Source organism: Methanosarcina sp. Kolksee (assembly GCF_000969945.1).
Taxonomy (GTDB): Archaea; Halobacteriota; Methanosarcinia; order Methanosarcinales; family Methanosarcinaceae; genus Methanosarcina; species Methanosarcina vacuolata.
In genome coordinates this window covers 3,235,064-3,253,576 of the sequence record NZ_CP009524.1, presented here as the reverse complement: position 1 = coordinate 3,253,576, position 18,513 = coordinate 3,235,064, and the positions used below count along the sequence as shown (strand labels likewise).

11 protein-coding genes are annotated in these 18,513 nt (G+C 38.6%); 3 read left to right on the top strand and 8 right to left on the bottom strand.

Going from position 1 to position 18,513, the window contains the following annotated elements; genetic code table 11:
* Nucleotides 1-289 precede the first annotated feature (289 nt).
* Nucleotides 290-2,194 (bottom strand): anaerobic carbon-monoxide dehydrogenase catalytic subunit, encoded by a 1,905-nt coding sequence (gene cooS / locus MSKOL_RS13415; protein WP_048158367.1) that lies wholly within the window; start codon nt 2,192-2,194, stop codon nt 290-292.
* A 1,113-nt stretch (nt 2,195-3,307) separates the two neighbouring features.
* Between cooS and larA (MSKOL_RS13410) the strand changes: the two genes are divergently transcribed.
* From larA (MSKOL_RS13410) to larA (MSKOL_RS13400), 3 genes are all read left to right on the top strand, one after another.
* On the top strand, nt 3,308-4,570 hold the full coding sequence (larA, locus tag MSKOL_RS13410) for a nickel-dependent lactate racemase (RefSeq protein WP_048157018.1): 1,263 nt from the start codon (nt 3,308-3,310) through the stop codon (nt 4,568-4,570).
* Between the two features lie 264 nt (nt 4,571-4,834).
* Nucleotides 4,835-6,097 carry a nickel-dependent lactate racemase gene (gene larA, locus MSKOL_RS13405; RefSeq protein WP_048121681.1) on the top strand — a complete coding sequence of 421 codons (1,263 nt, stop codon included), beginning with the start codon at nt 4,835-4,837 and terminating at the stop codon, nt 6,095-6,097.
* Between the two features lie 212 nt (nt 6,098-6,309).
* Nucleotides 6,310-7,569 (top strand): nickel-dependent lactate racemase, encoded by a 1,260-nt coding sequence (gene larA / locus MSKOL_RS13400; protein ID WP_048157015.1) that lies wholly within the window; start codon nt 6,310-6,312, stop codon nt 7,567-7,569.
* A gap of 436 nt (nt 7,570-8,005) precedes the next feature.
* Here larA (MSKOL_RS13400) and MSKOL_RS13395 read toward each other — a convergent pair whose 3' ends face one another.
* The 7 genes from MSKOL_RS13395 to MSKOL_RS13365 all read right to left on the bottom strand — a co-directional run bounded on the left by MSKOL_RS13395 (nt 8,006) and on the right by MSKOL_RS13365 (nt 18,455).
* Nucleotides 8,006-10,138, bottom strand: coding sequence for a hypothetical protein (locus MSKOL_RS13395; protein ID WP_048157013.1), 2,133 nt, complete (start codon nt 10,136-10,138; stop codon nt 8,006-8,008).
* A gap of 373 nt (nt 10,139-10,511) precedes the next feature.
* Nucleotides 10,512-12,173: a sodium:solute symporter gene (locus tag MSKOL_RS13390; RefSeq protein WP_048157010.1), complete on the bottom strand. Its 1,662-nt coding sequence runs from the start codon at nt 12,171-12,173 to the stop codon at nt 10,512-10,514.
* 197 nt (nt 12,174-12,370) lie between these two features.
* Nucleotides 12,371-12,532 (bottom strand): symporter small accessory protein, encoded by a 162-nt coding sequence (locus tag MSKOL_RS20780; RefSeq protein WP_197078769.1) that lies wholly within the window; start codon nt 12,530-12,532, stop codon nt 12,371-12,373.
* 592 nt (nt 12,533-13,124) lie between these two features.
* Nucleotides 13,125-14,078 (bottom strand): winged helix DNA-binding protein, encoded by a 954-nt coding sequence (locus tag MSKOL_RS13380; protein ID WP_048157002.1) that lies wholly within the window; start codon nt 14,076-14,078, stop codon nt 13,125-13,127.
* A 617-nt stretch (nt 14,079-14,695) separates the two neighbouring features.
* Nucleotides 14,696-15,031, bottom strand: a complete 336-nt coding sequence (locus MSKOL_RS13375; RefSeq protein WP_048121672.1) for a hypothetical protein — start codon at nt 15,029-15,031, stop codon at nt 14,696-14,698.
* Nucleotides 15,032-15,904: 873 nt separating this feature from the next.
* A complete protein-coding gene (locus MSKOL_RS13370; protein WP_052725495.1) occupies nt 15,905-17,293 on the bottom strand; it encodes a MarR family transcriptional regulator in 1,389 nt (462 codons plus the stop codon).
* 85 nt (nt 17,294-17,378) lie between these two features.
* Entirely contained in the window at nt 17,379-18,455 is a 1,077-nt protein-coding gene (locus tag MSKOL_RS13365; protein ID WP_052725492.1) for a hypothetical protein, read from the bottom strand.
* Nucleotides 18,456-18,513 lie beyond the last annotated feature (58 nt).

Sequence of the window (18,513 nt, the reverse complement as noted above, 5' to 3'; positions counted from 1 at the left end):
GATCTTTGATTTGATCTTTGATTTGGTCTTAGATTTGATCTTTGATTTCTCAGTTTCTGGTCTATCCTATTTAAAAACAAAATGTAAAAGAGGGCAGATAAATCCGGATTTTTCGGCTCTCTTCTTATTAGATCTATTCTTCTTATTAGACCTATTCTTCTTAGAAATCTGTTATTCTCTGGTTTTCAAACTCCAAGCTTATATTCCATGCTTAGATCTCAAGATTATATTCCGTGATTAGATTCCAAGCTTATATTCCGTGATTAGATTCCAAGCTTATATTCCGTGATTAGATTCCAAGCTTTTTTCTCTTTTCCATGATATGTTGTTCTATCCCATCAACAGCTTTTACTGCATCTTTTTCCACATTCATGACCCCGCCTGTAACTTCCCGGCAGTCTTCGGTAAGCAGTTTGACCAGATTCGGGGCGCCTGTGACTGTCGGGACCGGGTTCACATAAGTATAGAGCCCGAGGGCCAGAGCAAAGATCGCATCTATTGTGGCTTTTTGTTCCATATACTCAGGGGCTGCAGCCGCAACCGGCAGATCCGGAACTGGAACTCCTCCTAGAGCTCCGGAGATGGCTCCGAGGAGGTCGGCAAGCCTACCCGTGTCAGTACAGGTCCCAAAGCTGAGTACTGGTGGGATGCCCAGGGCTTTGCATACGGCTTTTAGACTGTCTCCTGCAAATTCTCTGGCTTCAGGGATACAGAGGCCTGCCACCTGCATGGCCCCATTCCCGCAACCAAGGGACAGAACAAGGATATTTCTTTTGATCAGCTCTTTTACTACAGCAATGCTGTGTACATCCTGACCGTAGTCCCTTAAGGTAGTACAGGACACCATCCCCACAATTCCTTTAATTGCTCCGTTTTTTATAGCATCAAGGAGAGGATCAAAGCTGCCTCCAAGCGCTGCAAGGATGCTCTCATTTGAAAAGCCTACCATGGCTTCTTTCATAGGGAGCTTGGAAACCGATTCTATCGAGCTTTTTCGTTTTTTGAAATTTTCAATCGCCATATCCAGGAGTTGTGCTGCCTGCTTTTCGGCTTCGGTGGGATTATAGTTCAGGCGTTCCCCTATGCCTTCAAAGGCCACAAGCTCACTCACAGGCATGAGTTTAAAATTGTATTTCTCGGCATAAAGGGGAGCAACAGGAAGAGAACAGTTCATATCTGCTGCAAAGAGATCCACACTTCCGCTTGCAAATACCGCTTCCTGGGAAATCCAGTTGCCGGTAAATCCGTAGAAAGCATTATCTTCCTCCCATCTCTGGATCATTTCCTGCCCTGTTTCAATGCTGGCAATAACCCTCAGGCCCTTTGCTCCTGCAGTTTTTGCTTTCTCCTGCCATTCCGGTTTTCGGGCAAGCTGGACCATGGCAAAGCCGATAAATGGTTCGTGCCCATTAGGGAGCACATTCACGTACTCGGGATCAAGTACACCGAGGTCTACCCTCATAGTATGGGGACTGGGAATTCCAAAAAGGATATCCTGGCAATATTCGTTTACAATCTGGCTCTGGTATCCCATTGCAATTCCCAGACGCATGGCTTTTAGTGCCAGGCTCGCATAATACCCATCCACATTTGTCAGGCAGGAGCTTGTGGAAAGCATCATTTCCCCATAGATTCCGCCTGGAAATATATCCAGTGCTCTCCACTTTTCTTTTCTTTCGGGAGGGGCGAGGAGCTCAACAATCTGGCTCGGTTCGTAGGCAGGTTTGTTAAACTCCTTTTCTACAAACTCACAGAGGCGAAGAGCAACTTCTGAGTCAGACCCTTCGGTTTTGAGCCCCAGCCGGCTTGCAAACGTCCTTAACTTTTCAGGTTCCCTTATCGTGTAAGGAGTGTTGCTTCTGGCAGTTTCCTTCAAAGTCCTGATAGTCTGGTCCGTATGATAGTGGTAAGTAGAAGCTCCCATTACATTTCTGAGAAGCATCATCCGCATCGCCATACCATCGGCAGTGATTCCGCATACTCCTCTTTTGTCTTTCACAGCATCCGAACGGCATGGTCCGTTGGAACACAGGTCGCAGCGTACTCCTCCCATACAGAAAGCACATCTTTTGTCCGGATTTCCTCCCATACCCTGGGCTTCGTAGCGGTCCCAGACATTTGTCATCCCATCTTTTTTTATCCGCTCGTACATATTCAGAACAGATTCGTGATAAGAAATTCTTTCTTTGTCCATTGTAATCATTTCCCCATTATGATTTCCCTTCTCCGGCCTCTTCTTAAGCACCAAAAAAGCTATTTCCGGTACTTATACGTCTAAATCTTTTTTAAATATATTATAGGTGGTATGCAGGTTTGTAGTACTTTAGTTCGTATTACTTTATTTTGTATTACTTTATTTTTTATTACTTTGGTTTATATTACTTTAGTTTGTATTACTTTAGTTCGTATTATTTTAATTATACTCAGTGATTATTCAGTGCAGGAAATATTTACTTTTTAGGACTCAATGCTTTGAAATGTAAAAAAGTATATCTTACAATTGACATTTTATTATCAATAAAATTCAGAAACCCATAAAAATAGAGCAATATTCACTTTATATTGATTATTCTGCCAATAAATTACAATTATAATTATACTTTTGTGATGACTCTGGTCCAAAATCTAGTGATTTTTGCATTTTTGGATTGAAATCATGAACTTGCAGGAAGAATTCGTTCTTCAATCAAACTCAATATTTGATATCGAAAGACTTCCATCGAGAGGACGTATTTAATGGATTATAACCAATTACAAAATCTAGTGATTTTCAATTTCACGTTTATCACTGGATTTTGGTACTGAGTCTTTGTGATTTTGAAATTATACAAAAGTATCAAAAATTGGAATGTTCATTACAAAGCAGATATTGTGAGTTCATCCCAAAACTCAGAACTACGTAAAACTTAGAACTACGTAAAACTCAGAACTATGTCCTTGAATTTCTAATTTTTAATGGTCAATTGATCTTCTGATTATGAAACGGGTTTTAAAATTCTTAATTATGTGCAAATCTGATCGTTTTTAGAATGGGATTGATGAGTAAAAGCACCACCTGCCAAGTTTTAAAACCGCGTGTAAATTAATAGCAGGAAATGAAACACTGCAAATGTTACCGAAAATTTCGTTGAAGCTTCTGGAAAAAAGAAGCGGAAACAAAATATAATAGAAAAACTAATTACACTAAATTGACCTAATTATAATATAACAGTAATATTAACTGACAGTTCGGATTTTTTTAAAACTTGATTCTCTATTGTTTACCTATACGATTTTATATAATTAATACTATGACATCGGAATGACCATGACTATGAATGTAAAAACGATTCCACTTGCGTTTGGAAGCGGGATTTTGGAGGTTGATATACCTGAGAAAAACCTATCCAGAATCATCCTGCCTTCAGAATTAGAAATAAAGGAAGAAGGGACTTCCCTTATTAAAAAAGCGCTTGTAAATCCTATAAACAGTCAACGGCTTTCTGAGATTGTAAACCCTGACTCAAAGGTTGCAATCATAGTTAGCGATGTTACACGGCCAACTCCTACTGCAAAAATTCTTCCTCCACTACTTGAAGAGCTTTACCTTGGAGGAGCAAAAAACGAGAATATCACTATTGTTTTTGCCCTCGGACTTCATCGTTTACAAACTGAAGAAGAGTGCCGCCAGCTTGTAGGAGAAGATATCTTTGAAAAAATAAGGTGTATCCAGCACGACAGGAAAAAGTGCAGGCATCTCGGAGAGACAAGTTTCGGAACGCCTGTAGAGGTTTTCGAAGAAGTAGTAGACTCCGACGTTATCATAAGTACAGGAACCCTGGAATTTCACTATTATGCAGGATACGGAGGAGGAGGAAAGTCCATCCTTCCAGGGGTAAGTTCCGAAAAATCCATTCTCTCATTCCATAGTTTTTATAGCAAACTCTTTGAAGGAGATCCTCTTTCAGGTAGAGCTGATAGCCCGGCAAGAAAGAATATAGAGGAAGCTGCAAGGATTGCAGGTCTTGACTTTATCCTGAATGTTGTACTTGACAGCAAAAAAGAGATCGTTGATGCCGTGGCAGGCTATTTCATCGAAGCCCACAGGAAAGGTGCAGAGTATGTCGATGCCATGTATAAAGTACCTGTAGAGCCTGCAGATGCTGTAGTTGTTTCCTGCGGCGGTTTTCCAAAGGATATCAATCTTTACCAGGCAACAAAATCCCTTGAAAACGCTACCTCTGCCGTAAAAAGGGGTGGTTCAATTATCCTTGTAGCAGAATGTTCTGAGGGAATAGGAAACAAAGTTTATGAGTGCTGGAACAGGGAATGCAGGGCTCCTGAAGATGCAGTAAAACGTTTTAAGAACCGGTTTGAGTTCGGCGGGCATAAAGCTGCTATTGTCGGGAGGACTGCAAAAGAATTCAAACTTTATCTGGTATCAAAACTTCCAGAGACGGAAAGTAGAAACGCTTTTTTTATTCCGACAAAAAGTATAGATGAAGCGCTTGAAAAGGTTCTTTCTGAAAATCCTTATGCTAAAATCCATGTTATGCCAAATGGTGGGTGGACTTTGCCTGTAAGGCGATGAAAAAGGTGTTATGGATAAAAAGATGAAGGTGTAAACCGCCTTTAAAACTACCTTTTCATTTGAAACTACCTTTTCATTTAAAACTACCTTTCCATTTGAAACTACCTTTTCATTTAAAACTACTTTTTCATTTAAAACTACTTTTTCATTTAAAACTACCTTGCCATTTGAAACTGTCTTCTAGTTCTTTTTATACTTGTTTAACCTTATTGTTGTAAAATAATAAAAAGAAAAATAATATCAAGATAAAACATCGGCATAAACATGACTGCAAACATAAAAAAAATATCACTTGCTTTTGGAAGTACGGGAATTGAGTTTGAAATTCCTGAAAGAAATCTTGCCAGTGTTATTTTGCCTTCGGAGTTTGAAATAAAGGAAGAAGGATCTTCCCTTGTTAAAAAAGCGCTTGAAAATCCCATAAAAAGCCGACGGCTTTCTGAGATTGTAAACCCTGATTCGAAGGTTGCAATCATAGTTAGTGATGTTACTCGGCCAACTCCTACTGCAAAGATTCTTCCTCCTCTGCTTGAAGAGCTTTATCTTGGAGGGGCAAAGGATGAAAATATTACTATTGTTTTTGCCCTCGGGCTCCATCGAAACCAGACTGAAGAGGAATCACGAAAACTGGTTGGAGAGCAGGTTTACGAAAAAATTCGCTGCATCCAGCACGACAGGAAAAGGTGCAGGCATCTCGGAGAGACAAGTTTCGGAACGCCTGTAGAGGTCTTTGAAGAAGTAGCAGACTCCGACGTTATCATAAGCACAGGAACCCTGGAATTTCACTATTATGCTGGATACAGTGGAGGAGGGAAATCTGTTCTTCCGGGAGTCAGTTCGGAAAAATCTATTCTTTCTTATCATAGTTTTTATAGCAAACTCTTTGAAGGTGACCCTCTCTCAGGCAGAACCGACAGTCCTGCAAGACAAAATATAGAAGAAGCTGCAAGGATTGCGGGCCTTAACTTTATCCTTAATGTCGTGCTTAACAGCAAAAAAGAGATAGTTGCTGCCGTTGCTGGAGATTTCATCGAAGCTCACAGGAAAGGCGTAGAAGTTGTTGATTCCATGTACAAGGTGCCTGTAGAGCCTGCGGATGCAGCAATTGTCTCGTGCGGAGGCTTTCCAAAAGACATTAACCTTTTCCAGGCGACAAAGTCCCTTGAAAATGCAGTTTTTGCCGTAAAAAAAGGAGGCTCAATAGTGCTTGTGGCTGAATGTACTGAAGGGATCGGGGATAAGGTATATGAGCGCTGGAGTACAGAATACAAAACTCCAGATGAGGCAATAAAGAAATTCAGAAAATGTTTTGAGTTTGGGGGACACAAAGCTGCCACTGTTGGGAGGGCTGCAAAAACCTTCAAACTTTATCTTGTCTCTAAACTTCCGGACACGGAAAGCAGAAATACTTTCTTTATTCCTGTAAAAAGCGTAGAAGAAGCGCTTGAAAATATTCTTTCCGAAAATTCTGATGCTAAAATCCATATTATGCCCAATGGCGGATGGACTCTGCCTGTAATGAAGTAAGAAGACAGCTATAAAACAGCTATAAAAAACAGCTATAAAAAACAGCTATAAAAAACAGCTAAAAGAAGATGGCTATAAAAGATAGCTATGAGAAGATGGCCATAAAAGACAGCTATAAAAGACAGCTATAAAAGACAGATATGAAATGATAGCTGTAAAAGAAGACAATTATAAAAACAAATATCGAAAAAAGGTCAAGTGAAGTGCCAAATATGATTGAAAACACAAAAACAGTATCATTAGCTTTTGGAAGCATGGCACTTGAGCTGGATATCCCGGAAAGAAACATATCCAGTATTATTCTGCCTTCAGAGCCTGAAAAAAAGGAAGATCCAACTTCTTTAATTAAAAAAGCTCTTGAAAATCCCATTAAAAGAAAAAGGCTTTCTGAGATTGTAAACCCGGATTCGAGAATTGCAATTATTGTAAGCGATGTTACACGTCCAACTCCAACTGCGAAGCTTCTTCCTCCTCTACTTGAAGAGCTTTACCTTGGAGGAGCAAAGGACGAAAATATTACTATTGTCTTTGCACTCGGGCTTCACCGAAACCAGACTGAAGAGGAATCACGAATACTGGTTGGAGAAGACGTCTACGAAAAAATTCGTTGCATTCAGCATGATACCGGCAGATGCAGACGCATTGGGATAACTTCCCGTGGAACCCCTATTGAGATATTTGAAGGCATTATGGGTGCTGATGTTGTTATAGGGACCGGAAGCATCGAATTCCATTACTATGCGGGATACAGCGGAGGGGCAAAATCAGTTCTGCCTGGTGTAAGCTCGAAAGAAACAGTTCTCACAAACCATAAAATGATGATTGACGAAAAAGCTGTTTCCGGAAGGGTTGATGGGCCTGTCAGGCAGGACATGGAAGAAGCCGCAAAAATTTTCGGCCTTGATTTTATCCTGAATGTGGTTCTTGACAGCAAAAAAGAGATAGTTACTGCTGTTGCAGGCGATTTTATCGAGGCACACAGAAAAGGTGTGGAAGTTGTGGATTCTATGTATAAGGTGCCTGTAGAACCAGCAGATGCGGTAATTGTTTCTTGCGGAGGCTTTCCTAAAGATATCAATCTCTTCCAGGCAAATAAGGCGCTTGATAATGCAACTCAGGCTGTGAAAGCAGGAGGTTCCATCATCCTTGTAGCCGAATGCGCTGAAGGGATAGGAAACCAGGTTTATGAATGCTGGAACAGGGAGTGCCAAAACCCGGATGAAGCAATTGAACGTTTCAAAAAATGTTTTGAGTTCGGGGGGCATAAGACTGCAATCATTGCAAGAATTTCAAAGAGATTTAAGCTTTACCTGGTTTCAAAGCTTTCGAACGAGCAAACAAGAAACGCATTCTTTACTCCGATGGCAAGTGTAGAGGATGCCTTGTCTGCAGTGCTCTTTGAAAATCCTGACGCAAAAATTCACCTTATGCCTCATGGAGGGCAGACCCTGCCTGTTAGAAAAGATAAGTGATGAACCTTTAATACGCCTGTTTTCAAACTTCAAGTTAGCCTCTATGAAGCACTTTTACAATCTTTGAAACATTCCATTTTTTGTATCCTCTTCAAATTGAGTGGAAATCTCTCACCTTCCACTCACTAAGCTTTTTTCTCTTATTAATTGAGCCAGAGACGACATCTCAAATATGCCGCCGACTCTATCACATATGTAGTATCCTCTTCAAATTCAATGGAGAATTTTCCAACTCCAAAAAATAAAATAATTTTATAATATAGTTGTAAAGTTAAATACGTCACTTGGTATTGTTTATTTGACTTATTAAAATTATTAAAATTTCCAGCAAATACATGAAATTTACTTTTACCCATACAATTTTAAGAGAATATGATAAATTTTCTAATATGTAGTTTGTGTGTCAACAGTTTTGAAAAATTAATAAAAAGCGATTTTATGCACTACGAATTTTAAAAAATGGTTCTGTTATATAGTCATAGAGTGAATATTTAAGCTTTTTTTCAAATTCTGAACTCATTTTATGTTGAGGAGGTTTAAGAGGTTCGTATAATCTACCAAAAATTTTGTATTTTTCATCGAATTTGAGATTATAAATACCTATTTTGCTGATAAATTCTATATTATCTTTTTGGAAAAATCCAATTAAACAAGTTTCAATTTCTCCCTGATTGAAAAGTGTGTCAATGGCAAAAGGACTCTCAACATTAAACAAAATTATTAATGGGTATTCCAAAGGCTTTTTCCCATTTTTTACAGCATCTAGAAGACCCTTTAATTGCTTTTTTAATTTTTTATCAAGCGCATTGTTTATATTGTCTCCTTTACTACCTTTACCCCCTACAAAACGACACTCTGCCGCTCGTTCTGGGTACATATGGCTTTTGTAATCATAACGTATTGTAGCTATTTCAATTAGGGCTTTTTCTCCACTTTTTACATCTTCAATTAACATATCCAAGTTTGATTTTGTATTAGGTACTTTATATTCTGTTGTTATTTTAAAATTAGGTGCTAGTCTAGAAGCTACTTCAATTTCCGAAATTGTGGGAAAATCTTTGTCGGGGTTCAATAGGTCTTCTGTAAGTTTTCTAATGGGATTGGGATACTTTATATGATAGCGGTTTATATTTTGGAATAGACTTTCTAGATAACATTGATATATAGGATTGCAAGTTCCAAAACTTTTTATTATAATGCCCGGGTTGTCTTGGTTTAACTCAGCTTTCTTAATTATATTATTATAGCCAATAGTATTACATAAACACTTAGCGTTTTTTAAATTCTGTTTAAGTTTGTTGATATCAAAACTCACAACTGGATTCAAAATTTTGTCTAATATATGTAAAGCTTTCATTATATTCTCTTTGTTTTTATTGCTCCCGTAATTGATTCCTTTTGTTTCTTTTTCATAATCTAAACTTTTGTTTTCAGCAAACCATTTCACCAAACTTATAGCTTGATCTCTTAGATCAGTATGTTTGTATCTTACTAATTCCGTCAAAACTACACCTAATGATTTTAGGATTATACTTTCTTTACGAGAATCTTCTTTCCATTTTTCACACCAAGAAATCCAATCTTCTTCAGATGAAAACACATCTTTCAATATATTTATGGAGATTTGTTTGCCTACATCAATCTCTGATTCAATAAGTTCAATTATAGGATCATTCCCAACCTTTTTAATTTCCATATTCAAGTGATCGTCCATAAGCTTGAATCTATTCTTTTCATGCAACCTATCCTTAATTTTCTTAACAACAAAACTCGGATCTGACTGGTAAACTTCACTAAGTCCCCAATCGACGTACATTTCATAGCAGCTTTTAGATTCTAAAATTTCTATCGCTTTTTTCAAAACTGAGATCGAATTTTCAGAACTTGTCCTCTTTATACAAATATAACTACGAGCTGCACTAGCTCCTCTTCTTTCTATTTCGCTTTCAAGAAGTTGGCGAAACATTTCAGGTTTTTTGTTAAAAGCTTGTTGAAGACAAAAAATTAGACGGTCCTCGTTTTCATATAATATATCTGGCGCGGCATTTTTCAAAATATCTAAATATTTCTCAATGTTAGGAGCGTCATTGTGGATAATATTTAAAAGTGAGACTAAAGAACATCTTTGATAGTTCTCGTTTTCACTTTTAAAGCCCTGCATTAAAAAAATATCAGCTTCTTTCATCTTATCGTATATCATAAATAAAAGAATTCCAGATGATATTCCTTTTTCGTCTCCCATATTTACCATAGCTTTCACAAAATTAAATGAAATATCTATTCTTTCGGTTACCTCGGCTATGATTGTTTCAATCTTAGATCCACTAAGATAATACTCGTAAGCCTCTTCTAAAAATTTGCAGAATATATCCACAAATTCTTTCTTGTCTTCAAACAATTTTCTCAATAAGATTAGTAGAATTTCATTGATTTCATTAGGTTTCTCTAGTAATTTATTAGCATATGAGTAGAGTTCATTTTTATTGAAACGTTCAAGTTCTTTTTCAATTTCAAAGATACTCCTATCTGATCTATGTTCAAAATAAACAGTCATCTCATTTGCGTCCATTGTTGCAAACTTCCGGATAGTTTTAGAAATATATACATATTCAGGTTGTCTCAAAAACCAATTTAACTCAACTACAAAGGATCATTTCACAAAACGGAAACTATGTGGTCTAAAAATAGTATCATATTAAGATATTCCATATAATTTTCTTACCATGACTAATTTTTCGGCAATGTCGTGAATTTACTGAAAATCTGAGATCAAATTTTGTATATTATGAAAAAATTAATAATTATATATGACTTTTTACTCAGTAACTTTGAGATTTATGATTTTATGGAAAAATTGACACACTGCCAATAAAAAAGAACGGATGATCCAAGATAAATGAAATAAGAAATAAAATTATAAAGACGGAAATAAGGGCGCAGGCTTAAACGCCTGCCGAATCTGCTGCACTGTGTGATGTTGCTTCCGATGCTTCTTCTTCTTCATCTTCATACCTGAGCCTGAAAGCCTTCTTGAGGAACTCTGGAGAGAACCGGGGTGTCATAAGGCTTACTACAATCAGGACAAGGAAGGACAGTGGAGTTGCGATCATAATCGGGTCTACAAGGGGCCAGGTACCTGTAAGTAAAGTTTCTTTTCCAAAGATTGCCTGGCAGATCCCTAGAGGCACTGCTTCTTTTGCATGGACAAAGACCAGCCAGAAAAGACTGCTTATCGACCCTATAACAAGACTTGCAGTTGCTCCGGCTTTTGTTGTACGTTTCCAGAACAGGGCTCCAATGTAGAGGGGCAGGAAAGCGGATGTGCACAGTCCCATGAACATGGCAGTAGCTCTTGCGATGATACTTACAGGAAGAATGTAAGCCAGAATAACTGCTACCACGATGGTAAAGACAATTCCTATTTTTGTAACATGGACAGTGCTCGAACTTGACTTGCCTTTCATAAGGCCGTTCTGATAAAAGTCGTACCCTATGGCCGTACCCATGGTGTGGAACTGGGCAGCTGCAGTAGACATTGCTGCCGAAAGCAGGCTTAGCATGAAGATTGCCACAAACAGCGAGGGCATTGCGTGGTTCAGATATGCGGGAATTATAAGGTCAGTGTTTCCACCCGGGACAACCTGAAGGGCAATCTTTCCTGTGGTCTTGTAGAAGTATACATTAGAAAGAGCTCCTACAACATATGCGACTCCTGCCATCATAAGAAGGAAGGGACCCCCAACGGCAACTGCTCTTTTCAGGGAACGGTCGTCCTTTACAGTCATGAACCTGACTGCAAGCTGTGGCTGTGCAAGTGCTCCTATCCCTACTCCCATAACAATTGTGGAAACCATTGTCCACCAGATTGGGGAATTGAAAGCTGGCATTGCAGTCCAGCCCCGATGTCCCTGGTCAGCAAGCGCCTGAGGCACAAGGTTTGCCATATTGGTAAGGGCCTGATGAGCTTCTACGACTCCTCCCAGTTTGCTGTAAGTAAATATCAGCAAAAAGGTCATTCCTATCAACATAATAGTGGCTTGCATTGCGTCCACATACATTACTGAGAGAAGGCCACCTTTAATCACATAAAAAGCAATGATAACAGTAAAGACCAGAAGAGCGAAGTTATAGTTTATCCCAAGAGTGGTCTCAAGAAATCGGCCTGCCCCTATAATCACGCTTGCTGCGTAGATCGGCATAAAAACAGCTATAAGAAGCCCGGAAAAGGCTTGGATAAACCTTGACTGGAAGCGTTTTCCTATAAATTCAGGGAAAGTGATGGCTCCAAGGTTTAGCCCCATGCGCCTGGTTCCAGGTCCAAAGACCACGAAGGCAATGAAAATTCCGAAAAAGATATTCATGAAGACAAGCCACAGAAGTCCCATTCCTAAGGAAGCGGCTACTCCTCCGAACCCTATAATTGCAGAAGTGCTGATAAACGCAGCTCCATAGGAGAGGGCCATAATTGCCGGGGGTACGCGTCGGCCTGCAAGCATATACCCATCAGTCTGGGAATTTTTTTTATACCCCAGCCGGGCAACGTAGAAGGTGCACGTAAAGTAGATAACAACAAGGAGGATTAGAGTTGAAGTACTGACTGCCATAAAAATTACTCCAGAATAGTTTCGACTACTGTTTTTTCTCAGGCATTACCAAAAAGGTTTGATTAATGTGAGCTCTTTAGAGTAACTCACCAGTGACATGGCAATTTAATTATAATACGTTAATACGTGGACAACATCTCATCCGTAGTCACTTTCTTAATTGTAATTATTCATAACTAAATTGCTTAGACACTAGTTTACTGATCTTGAGTCACCTGTTTCTGAGTACTGCTTTTTACTGCCTGTTCTTCTTTCTCCTCTCTCCAGTTCAATGCTCCATAAACCATGCATCCGAGTGCACTAAATATACAAGCAAGATATGCAAGCCAAATTTGCGGATCATTTATTCCTAGTACCATCTACAACAACCTTCTTGGAAAATATCCTGATAATAGTTAACGTGATACTTGTTAGCATTGTACATTAAGCTTATTGTTATTTAAATATATTGAGTAAGGTAAAACTCCAGCAGAAAGTAACGAAGTGAATTCTTCAAACCAAATAATCAATTTTATGCATTTCTGCCACAGATCTAACTGGATCGTGAACTTAATTCCAAAATCTGGAGGGATTTTTATACTAAGATTATTAAAAGCCAGCCTTATTGTCTTATTTTTCTTTTTCTGTTGTGTCGTGAAATGATTTCGCAGATTCAAGACTATTTGAAAGTTAATATACGATACAACCAGCAGGCGACTCAAAAAATTAAACTTGAGTTAATTCCACTTCCATTTTGATACTATAGAATGATCATGTAAAATGAACAAAATTCGAAGTTGAAGTAAAATAGTGAGTCATTTGTACACGATATCTCTCGACAATAAAAAATTCAAACAGTGGAATCCTTTAAGAACAGTAAAATCCTTTAAGGATACAACAATTTGTGACGTAAATCATGAAAATCAAAGCGCCCAATCAAGATCTGTGCGTAGTTTATTATGTGGGAACTCCTTAGCTTCCCTTTCGCTCATCGTCTGTTAAAATCACAATATTCTCACGCCCATGCTTGAACTTCTTAATCAGTCCTCTCTTTTCGAGGTCTGAAAGCATGAGGCTGACTTTTACTTCGGAATACTCCAACCTGCTGCGCAGATCCTTTTGCGTAATTCTACCCCTGTGGCCCCTAATCACATCCAGGACCTCCCGGAGATCCTTAGTAAGAGGAGCTTTTCTTAAATCAGCAGGCTCGATTTTGGAATTATCTGCAATTTCTATTTCTGTTTCTCCAGGCTCTATTACCGGCTCTTTTGATGAGACTGCCTCCTGGGCGTTTTCGAACTCCAGCTTCACTCCAGAACCAGGGATTCTAGCGAGGGCATTTGCCAGAATCCCGGATGCATAGAACTTCCCTTCCTGAAACCTGTTTATTTTCATCGTTTTTTGCTTTCTGGATAGTTTATAACTTCCGCCAAGCAGAAAAAGAACCATAAAGGCTACTGGCAGGAAGCTTACAGTAAAAAGGTCAGTTCTGGCTTTTTCGGTGGGATTGACACTATTTACATTATTGACATTACTTATTTTGTCTTCGGCTTTTTCCTTTACCGGATTTTCGGAGACCGGATAAAGCAGGAGGTCGAAGACATAGTTTCCTTCCTCTTCAATCTTCAGAGTTGTTTCTTTTGAATAGACTACAGTGTTGTTCCGGTAATACCTGGCTGTAATAACGTAGTCTCCGGGCCCGAGTTCAAAGGAATACATGCCGTTTTTTGCCAGTACTGATTGAGGAGGATTGGAATTGATACTAATTACAGTATCATTTAGGGGTTCAAGAGTGTCCCATGCATATGTTGCCCCGTGGATTGTTGCAGTGATGTTGCTATCTGCTAAGAAAGGTACTCCTGAAGTAGGAGATATCCCTAAAGCGAGTAGAGCAGCAATACACAGAATGTAGAACCTCAAATTCATCTCTACCAGTTAATTCAGTGTTACCGGTTAATCCGGTGTTGTAAGTCGAGGCTATGGGAATCAGCTGCTAAAAGTTGTGAGCATAAAATTTCTCTAAATTTTTCCGAATATAGAATATATATCCGCTTTTTTGGATAATTTCAATGGCTTGCCCCCAGGCCTAAAATTAATTTTGCTATAATGAGCATGTTTCAAAATTGCTTCTGAAAGTCAAATACAGAATTTTGAAGCTGGCTCACTGAGCACCCTCCCCACGTTTATAGACTATTACGGCTATAAATTACAATTAAGTAAGTATAGATGATAAATAAATATATCGGTTATTATTTATTACAATTTTAAATAATACAAAAAAACGATACAGTGCTCTAATCCTTCTTTGCGAAGCCTTTCTTTTTTATTAAAACGGATAAATTTTTAAAAATTTCCAAACAAAATCGCCAGAAAGCTCAAAACTGTATCGTTAAACAGGAAGACTGGCAGTGTTACCGGACAGGGTCACGAAAACAGGAGTTCTTACACAAAATCCTCTACTCTGATAATTTTGTATTATCTCAGAAACAACCTTTATTCATTCTGGATTTTAAGGTTTTTATCCTTTATTTCAGGCACGTATTTTATTTCAGGCACGTATACCTATATCCATTGTAACCTTCGATGTATCCTTTTTGATACCCTCTACTATAACTGTCTTTGTATTTTTTGTTCTCTCTTTTATCATTTGGTGGAGAAGGTATTTTTGAGAGGGCATCTTTGCTGCCATATTTATTGCAATCTTTTTCACCCTGTTTTCTGCCATCTCCATAGCCTTTTTTATAACCGTCTCTGTATCCATCTTTATTCTTGCTATTGTCAGCTGCGCTTGCTGCTGCAGCCGTTACTGATAATACAAAGCAAAGTACCAGAAAAACGGCACAAATCTTTTTTAATCTATCAAATTTTGTATTTACCATAAATTAACTCCTGACCTGTTTGATTGAAAAAATAATTTATATGTGTGTGAAAAGAATCCTTAAACCCCCAACCTTAATTCAATTTTTAAACTCCCTATACTCCCCCCTGAACTCGATACTTAAATTCACCAGCCTGAACTCTTTTTTAAACTCCCCAACATGAAATTAATTGTTAAGCTAACTTGAATTGCTAAGCTAACTTGAGATCTTCATGCGTATGCAATTTCTACCTGATATCTCACTCTACTTGATCTCTCAGCTCTGGAAGAAATTGCCTAACTGTTTTACCGGTAGATATTAACTGACAATTCTAATATTGGCCGGATTAAATATAAGTATACTTATAATATGCCTGGCTTGAAAACTGTTAAATTAATAAAATAATTATTTTTAAAGCTTTAATTTAATATTAAACTTGGTATACTCCGTAAAATTTATATCAGGATAGTAAAAACCCTTTTTTATGAGATTCAATTAAAATACCGGTTTTTCACAGCTTATACTGGTTAACTGTGGCTTCCAGTTCAAAAAAACTATAATAAAACTCGAAAGACAAAATTTGACTTTCAGACAGGATAACAATAGAATCTCAAGGAAAACAGTCGAAAAAAAGATGTCTGCACAGGAATCCGAAATTACTAAGAAGACATGGACATTGACAGAATTAAATTACAGATCCCTTAATTTGTGATTATTATTTGATCTTCGGATAATGAAAACAATTCTGAAAATTTTATAGTTTTGAGAATAAAGTTGGTTTTGGAATGGCCTCAATATGTTTTTTCCTCTGGAATCTCCTGTGATACCAGAGAATTGAATAAAATACTAAGAGAATTGGAAAAATACTCAGAGAATTGGAAAAAATACTGACTTTCAGCGTTCCTCATCTCTTAGGATAACAACATTTCCACGCCCTCGCTTGAACTTCTCAATCAATTCTCTTCTTTCCAGGTCTGCAAGCATGAGGCTAACTTTTCCTTCGGAGTACTTCAGTTTGCTGCGCAAGTCCTTCTGTGTAATCCTGCCTCCCTGGCCTCGAATTATATCCATGACTTCCTGAAGGTCTGCGGGAAGAGGGAGCTTCTTTTTGAAAGCAGTAGTTTCAGTTTCGGGACTCTCTGTGGGTTTATCAGCAGCTTCTTCAGAGACGGTTTCCTGTTTCTCTTTTTGAGGCTCAGATTCAACCAGTTTTATTTCGTTCTCCTGAGAGTCCACTTTAATTTCTTCACAGTCTTCCTGACCTTTTTCTTCCGGGATTCTAGGTGATAATGCTGTTACTACCGGCTTTATCTGTTCATTCACAGGTTCTTTTATTGATTCTTTTACAGGATCTTGTAGAGATTCCTTTACAGCCTCTGTCACAGGCTCTTCTACAGGATTTACTATTGGTCCTGTTGAAGGTGCAGCTTCGAGGGGCTTTACCTGAGATTCCTGTGCCTGATACTCCTGTTTTAGCTCGGGCTCTAAGCTTTCTTGAGGGACTTCTACCCTTCCATCATGGACTTCTACCGAGATTTCGGGCACCTTAACTGGTTTGATAAAACCTCCCGTAGTATGTCCTTTTTCATCTGCTCCGATGCCTGAGATTTTATGTGCACTTTTTAAAGGCTGATTTTTCTCTGGTTTTTTATCCTTTCTGGATACCTGGTAGCCTGCTGAAAGCAGGATAAAAAGTAAAAGAGCTGCTATCAACAGGTAATTTGCATTTATATTGCCAGTTATGTTTTGGTCAGCCAGATCCATGCTGCTAGAATTACTTTTACTTGTCGTCGGACCTGTGGATGTGTCTGTTAGCGAATTTGTTGTATTAGAAGAGCTTTTTGCAGTCCCGTTCTGGTCTTCGGAATATCCATTTAGTTTGGAGTCGCCCATGAGTTCTTCCGAATAAACTGGGAAGAGCAGGAGATCGAGTAAATATTTTCCTTGGTCTTTAACTGTAATAATCTCACTTGTTGAATATTTAACACTGCTGTTCTCATAGTAATCGGCTGTAATATTATAATCTCCGGGTATCAGATCAAAAGAATACACACCGTATTTCGCTACCATGGACTGTGAGGGAGTAGAATTTACCTCGACCACTGCATTATCTAGAGGCTCGAAGGTATCCCATCTGTATGCCGTCCCGTGAACATTGGCCGTACTATCTGCTAAAGCAGGTCCTGCTAAAGCAAGTACGGTAGCGATACAAATAATATAGAGCCTTAGATTCATTTTCGATAAACCCAGAGTTGTATATTGATTTTCAATTTTTCCAGGCATTTTTAATAGTCTCCTGGAACCTTCACCGCGTCTCCAGAATATCTCTCCTGCATTCGATTTCCGGAGAAGCTCTGTTAGTGTGATATTACTTCATATTCTTCCTTTGCCCGATTACTATACCATTGTCATTCTTATCAGGCCCATATCCGGTATTATTGTACTTTTCGTCAGGCCCATGCTTTTGGGGATTCATTCCTTCTTCAAAGAAAGGTTTCGCCCATTCATCTTCTTTTATTACTCTGCCTGCCTCTTCAACACTATAGGTGCCGTCTCCCTGGAAAGCTACATAACCCTCGCCATCTGCAGTGAGAGTAATGTTTTCATTGTTTAACATTACTGTCTTACGGGAACCGGAGATCTTCACATCGGCAGAATTTATATGGTAAAGGCGCACCGTATCATGCGTGTCGGTATTTTCCTCAAATGTATAATCCCCATTTATATCTATCTCGGAATCCTTAGAAAGGCCCATTATTACCATTTCTCCGTTTTCCAGGTGCATATTCAGGGTAAAATTGCCCATAAGAATAGCTTTTCCTTCTCCTGCCGAAATAAGCCGGGATGTATTGTTGAGTTCTTCACTTCCCATTAAGGAGTTAAGTTCCTCGAAAATATTTCTCAGGACATTATTAGCTTGCATCATACTCTTCTGAGACTGAACCAAATAATCTACTTTTATATTTTCGGATGAACCATTATATTGACTCGAATTCGCGATTGAGCTGTTATTTTCTCCGCCTGAGGTTGCATTTGCAAGGGCTCGATACTGCTTTGCTTCATTTATAAGACGGTTATACTCTTCAAGCAGGGTTTCAAGTCTGCTAACATCTTCTCCTTCTGCTTTGTAGCGCTCAATTCCGGTTTCAAGCTTTAATGAAATCGTTTCTGCTTTTTCGATGTTTCTGTCAAGAAGGGATGTTGCATCTTTTAGCGTATGGATATCAGGATCTGAATTAAACTTATCTGGAGGTAACTCATGGGGGTATGAGCCTGGTATTTCAGATTCCCCATGGTCCAGGAGCCCTACATAAGGGAAAAAAATAGTCCTAGCTAGATCTTCTTGAGCTTTACCATTAAAGCCCTGAGCCTCCTCATCAACACAGCCTGAGATCACGATAATGGCTGCTATTATAAGGAGCAAGGACAAAAATTTGATTTTCATACTGGGCCACGTCCTACGGAATAGAACTCATTGCTGGACTGTATCTTTTAATCGAGTT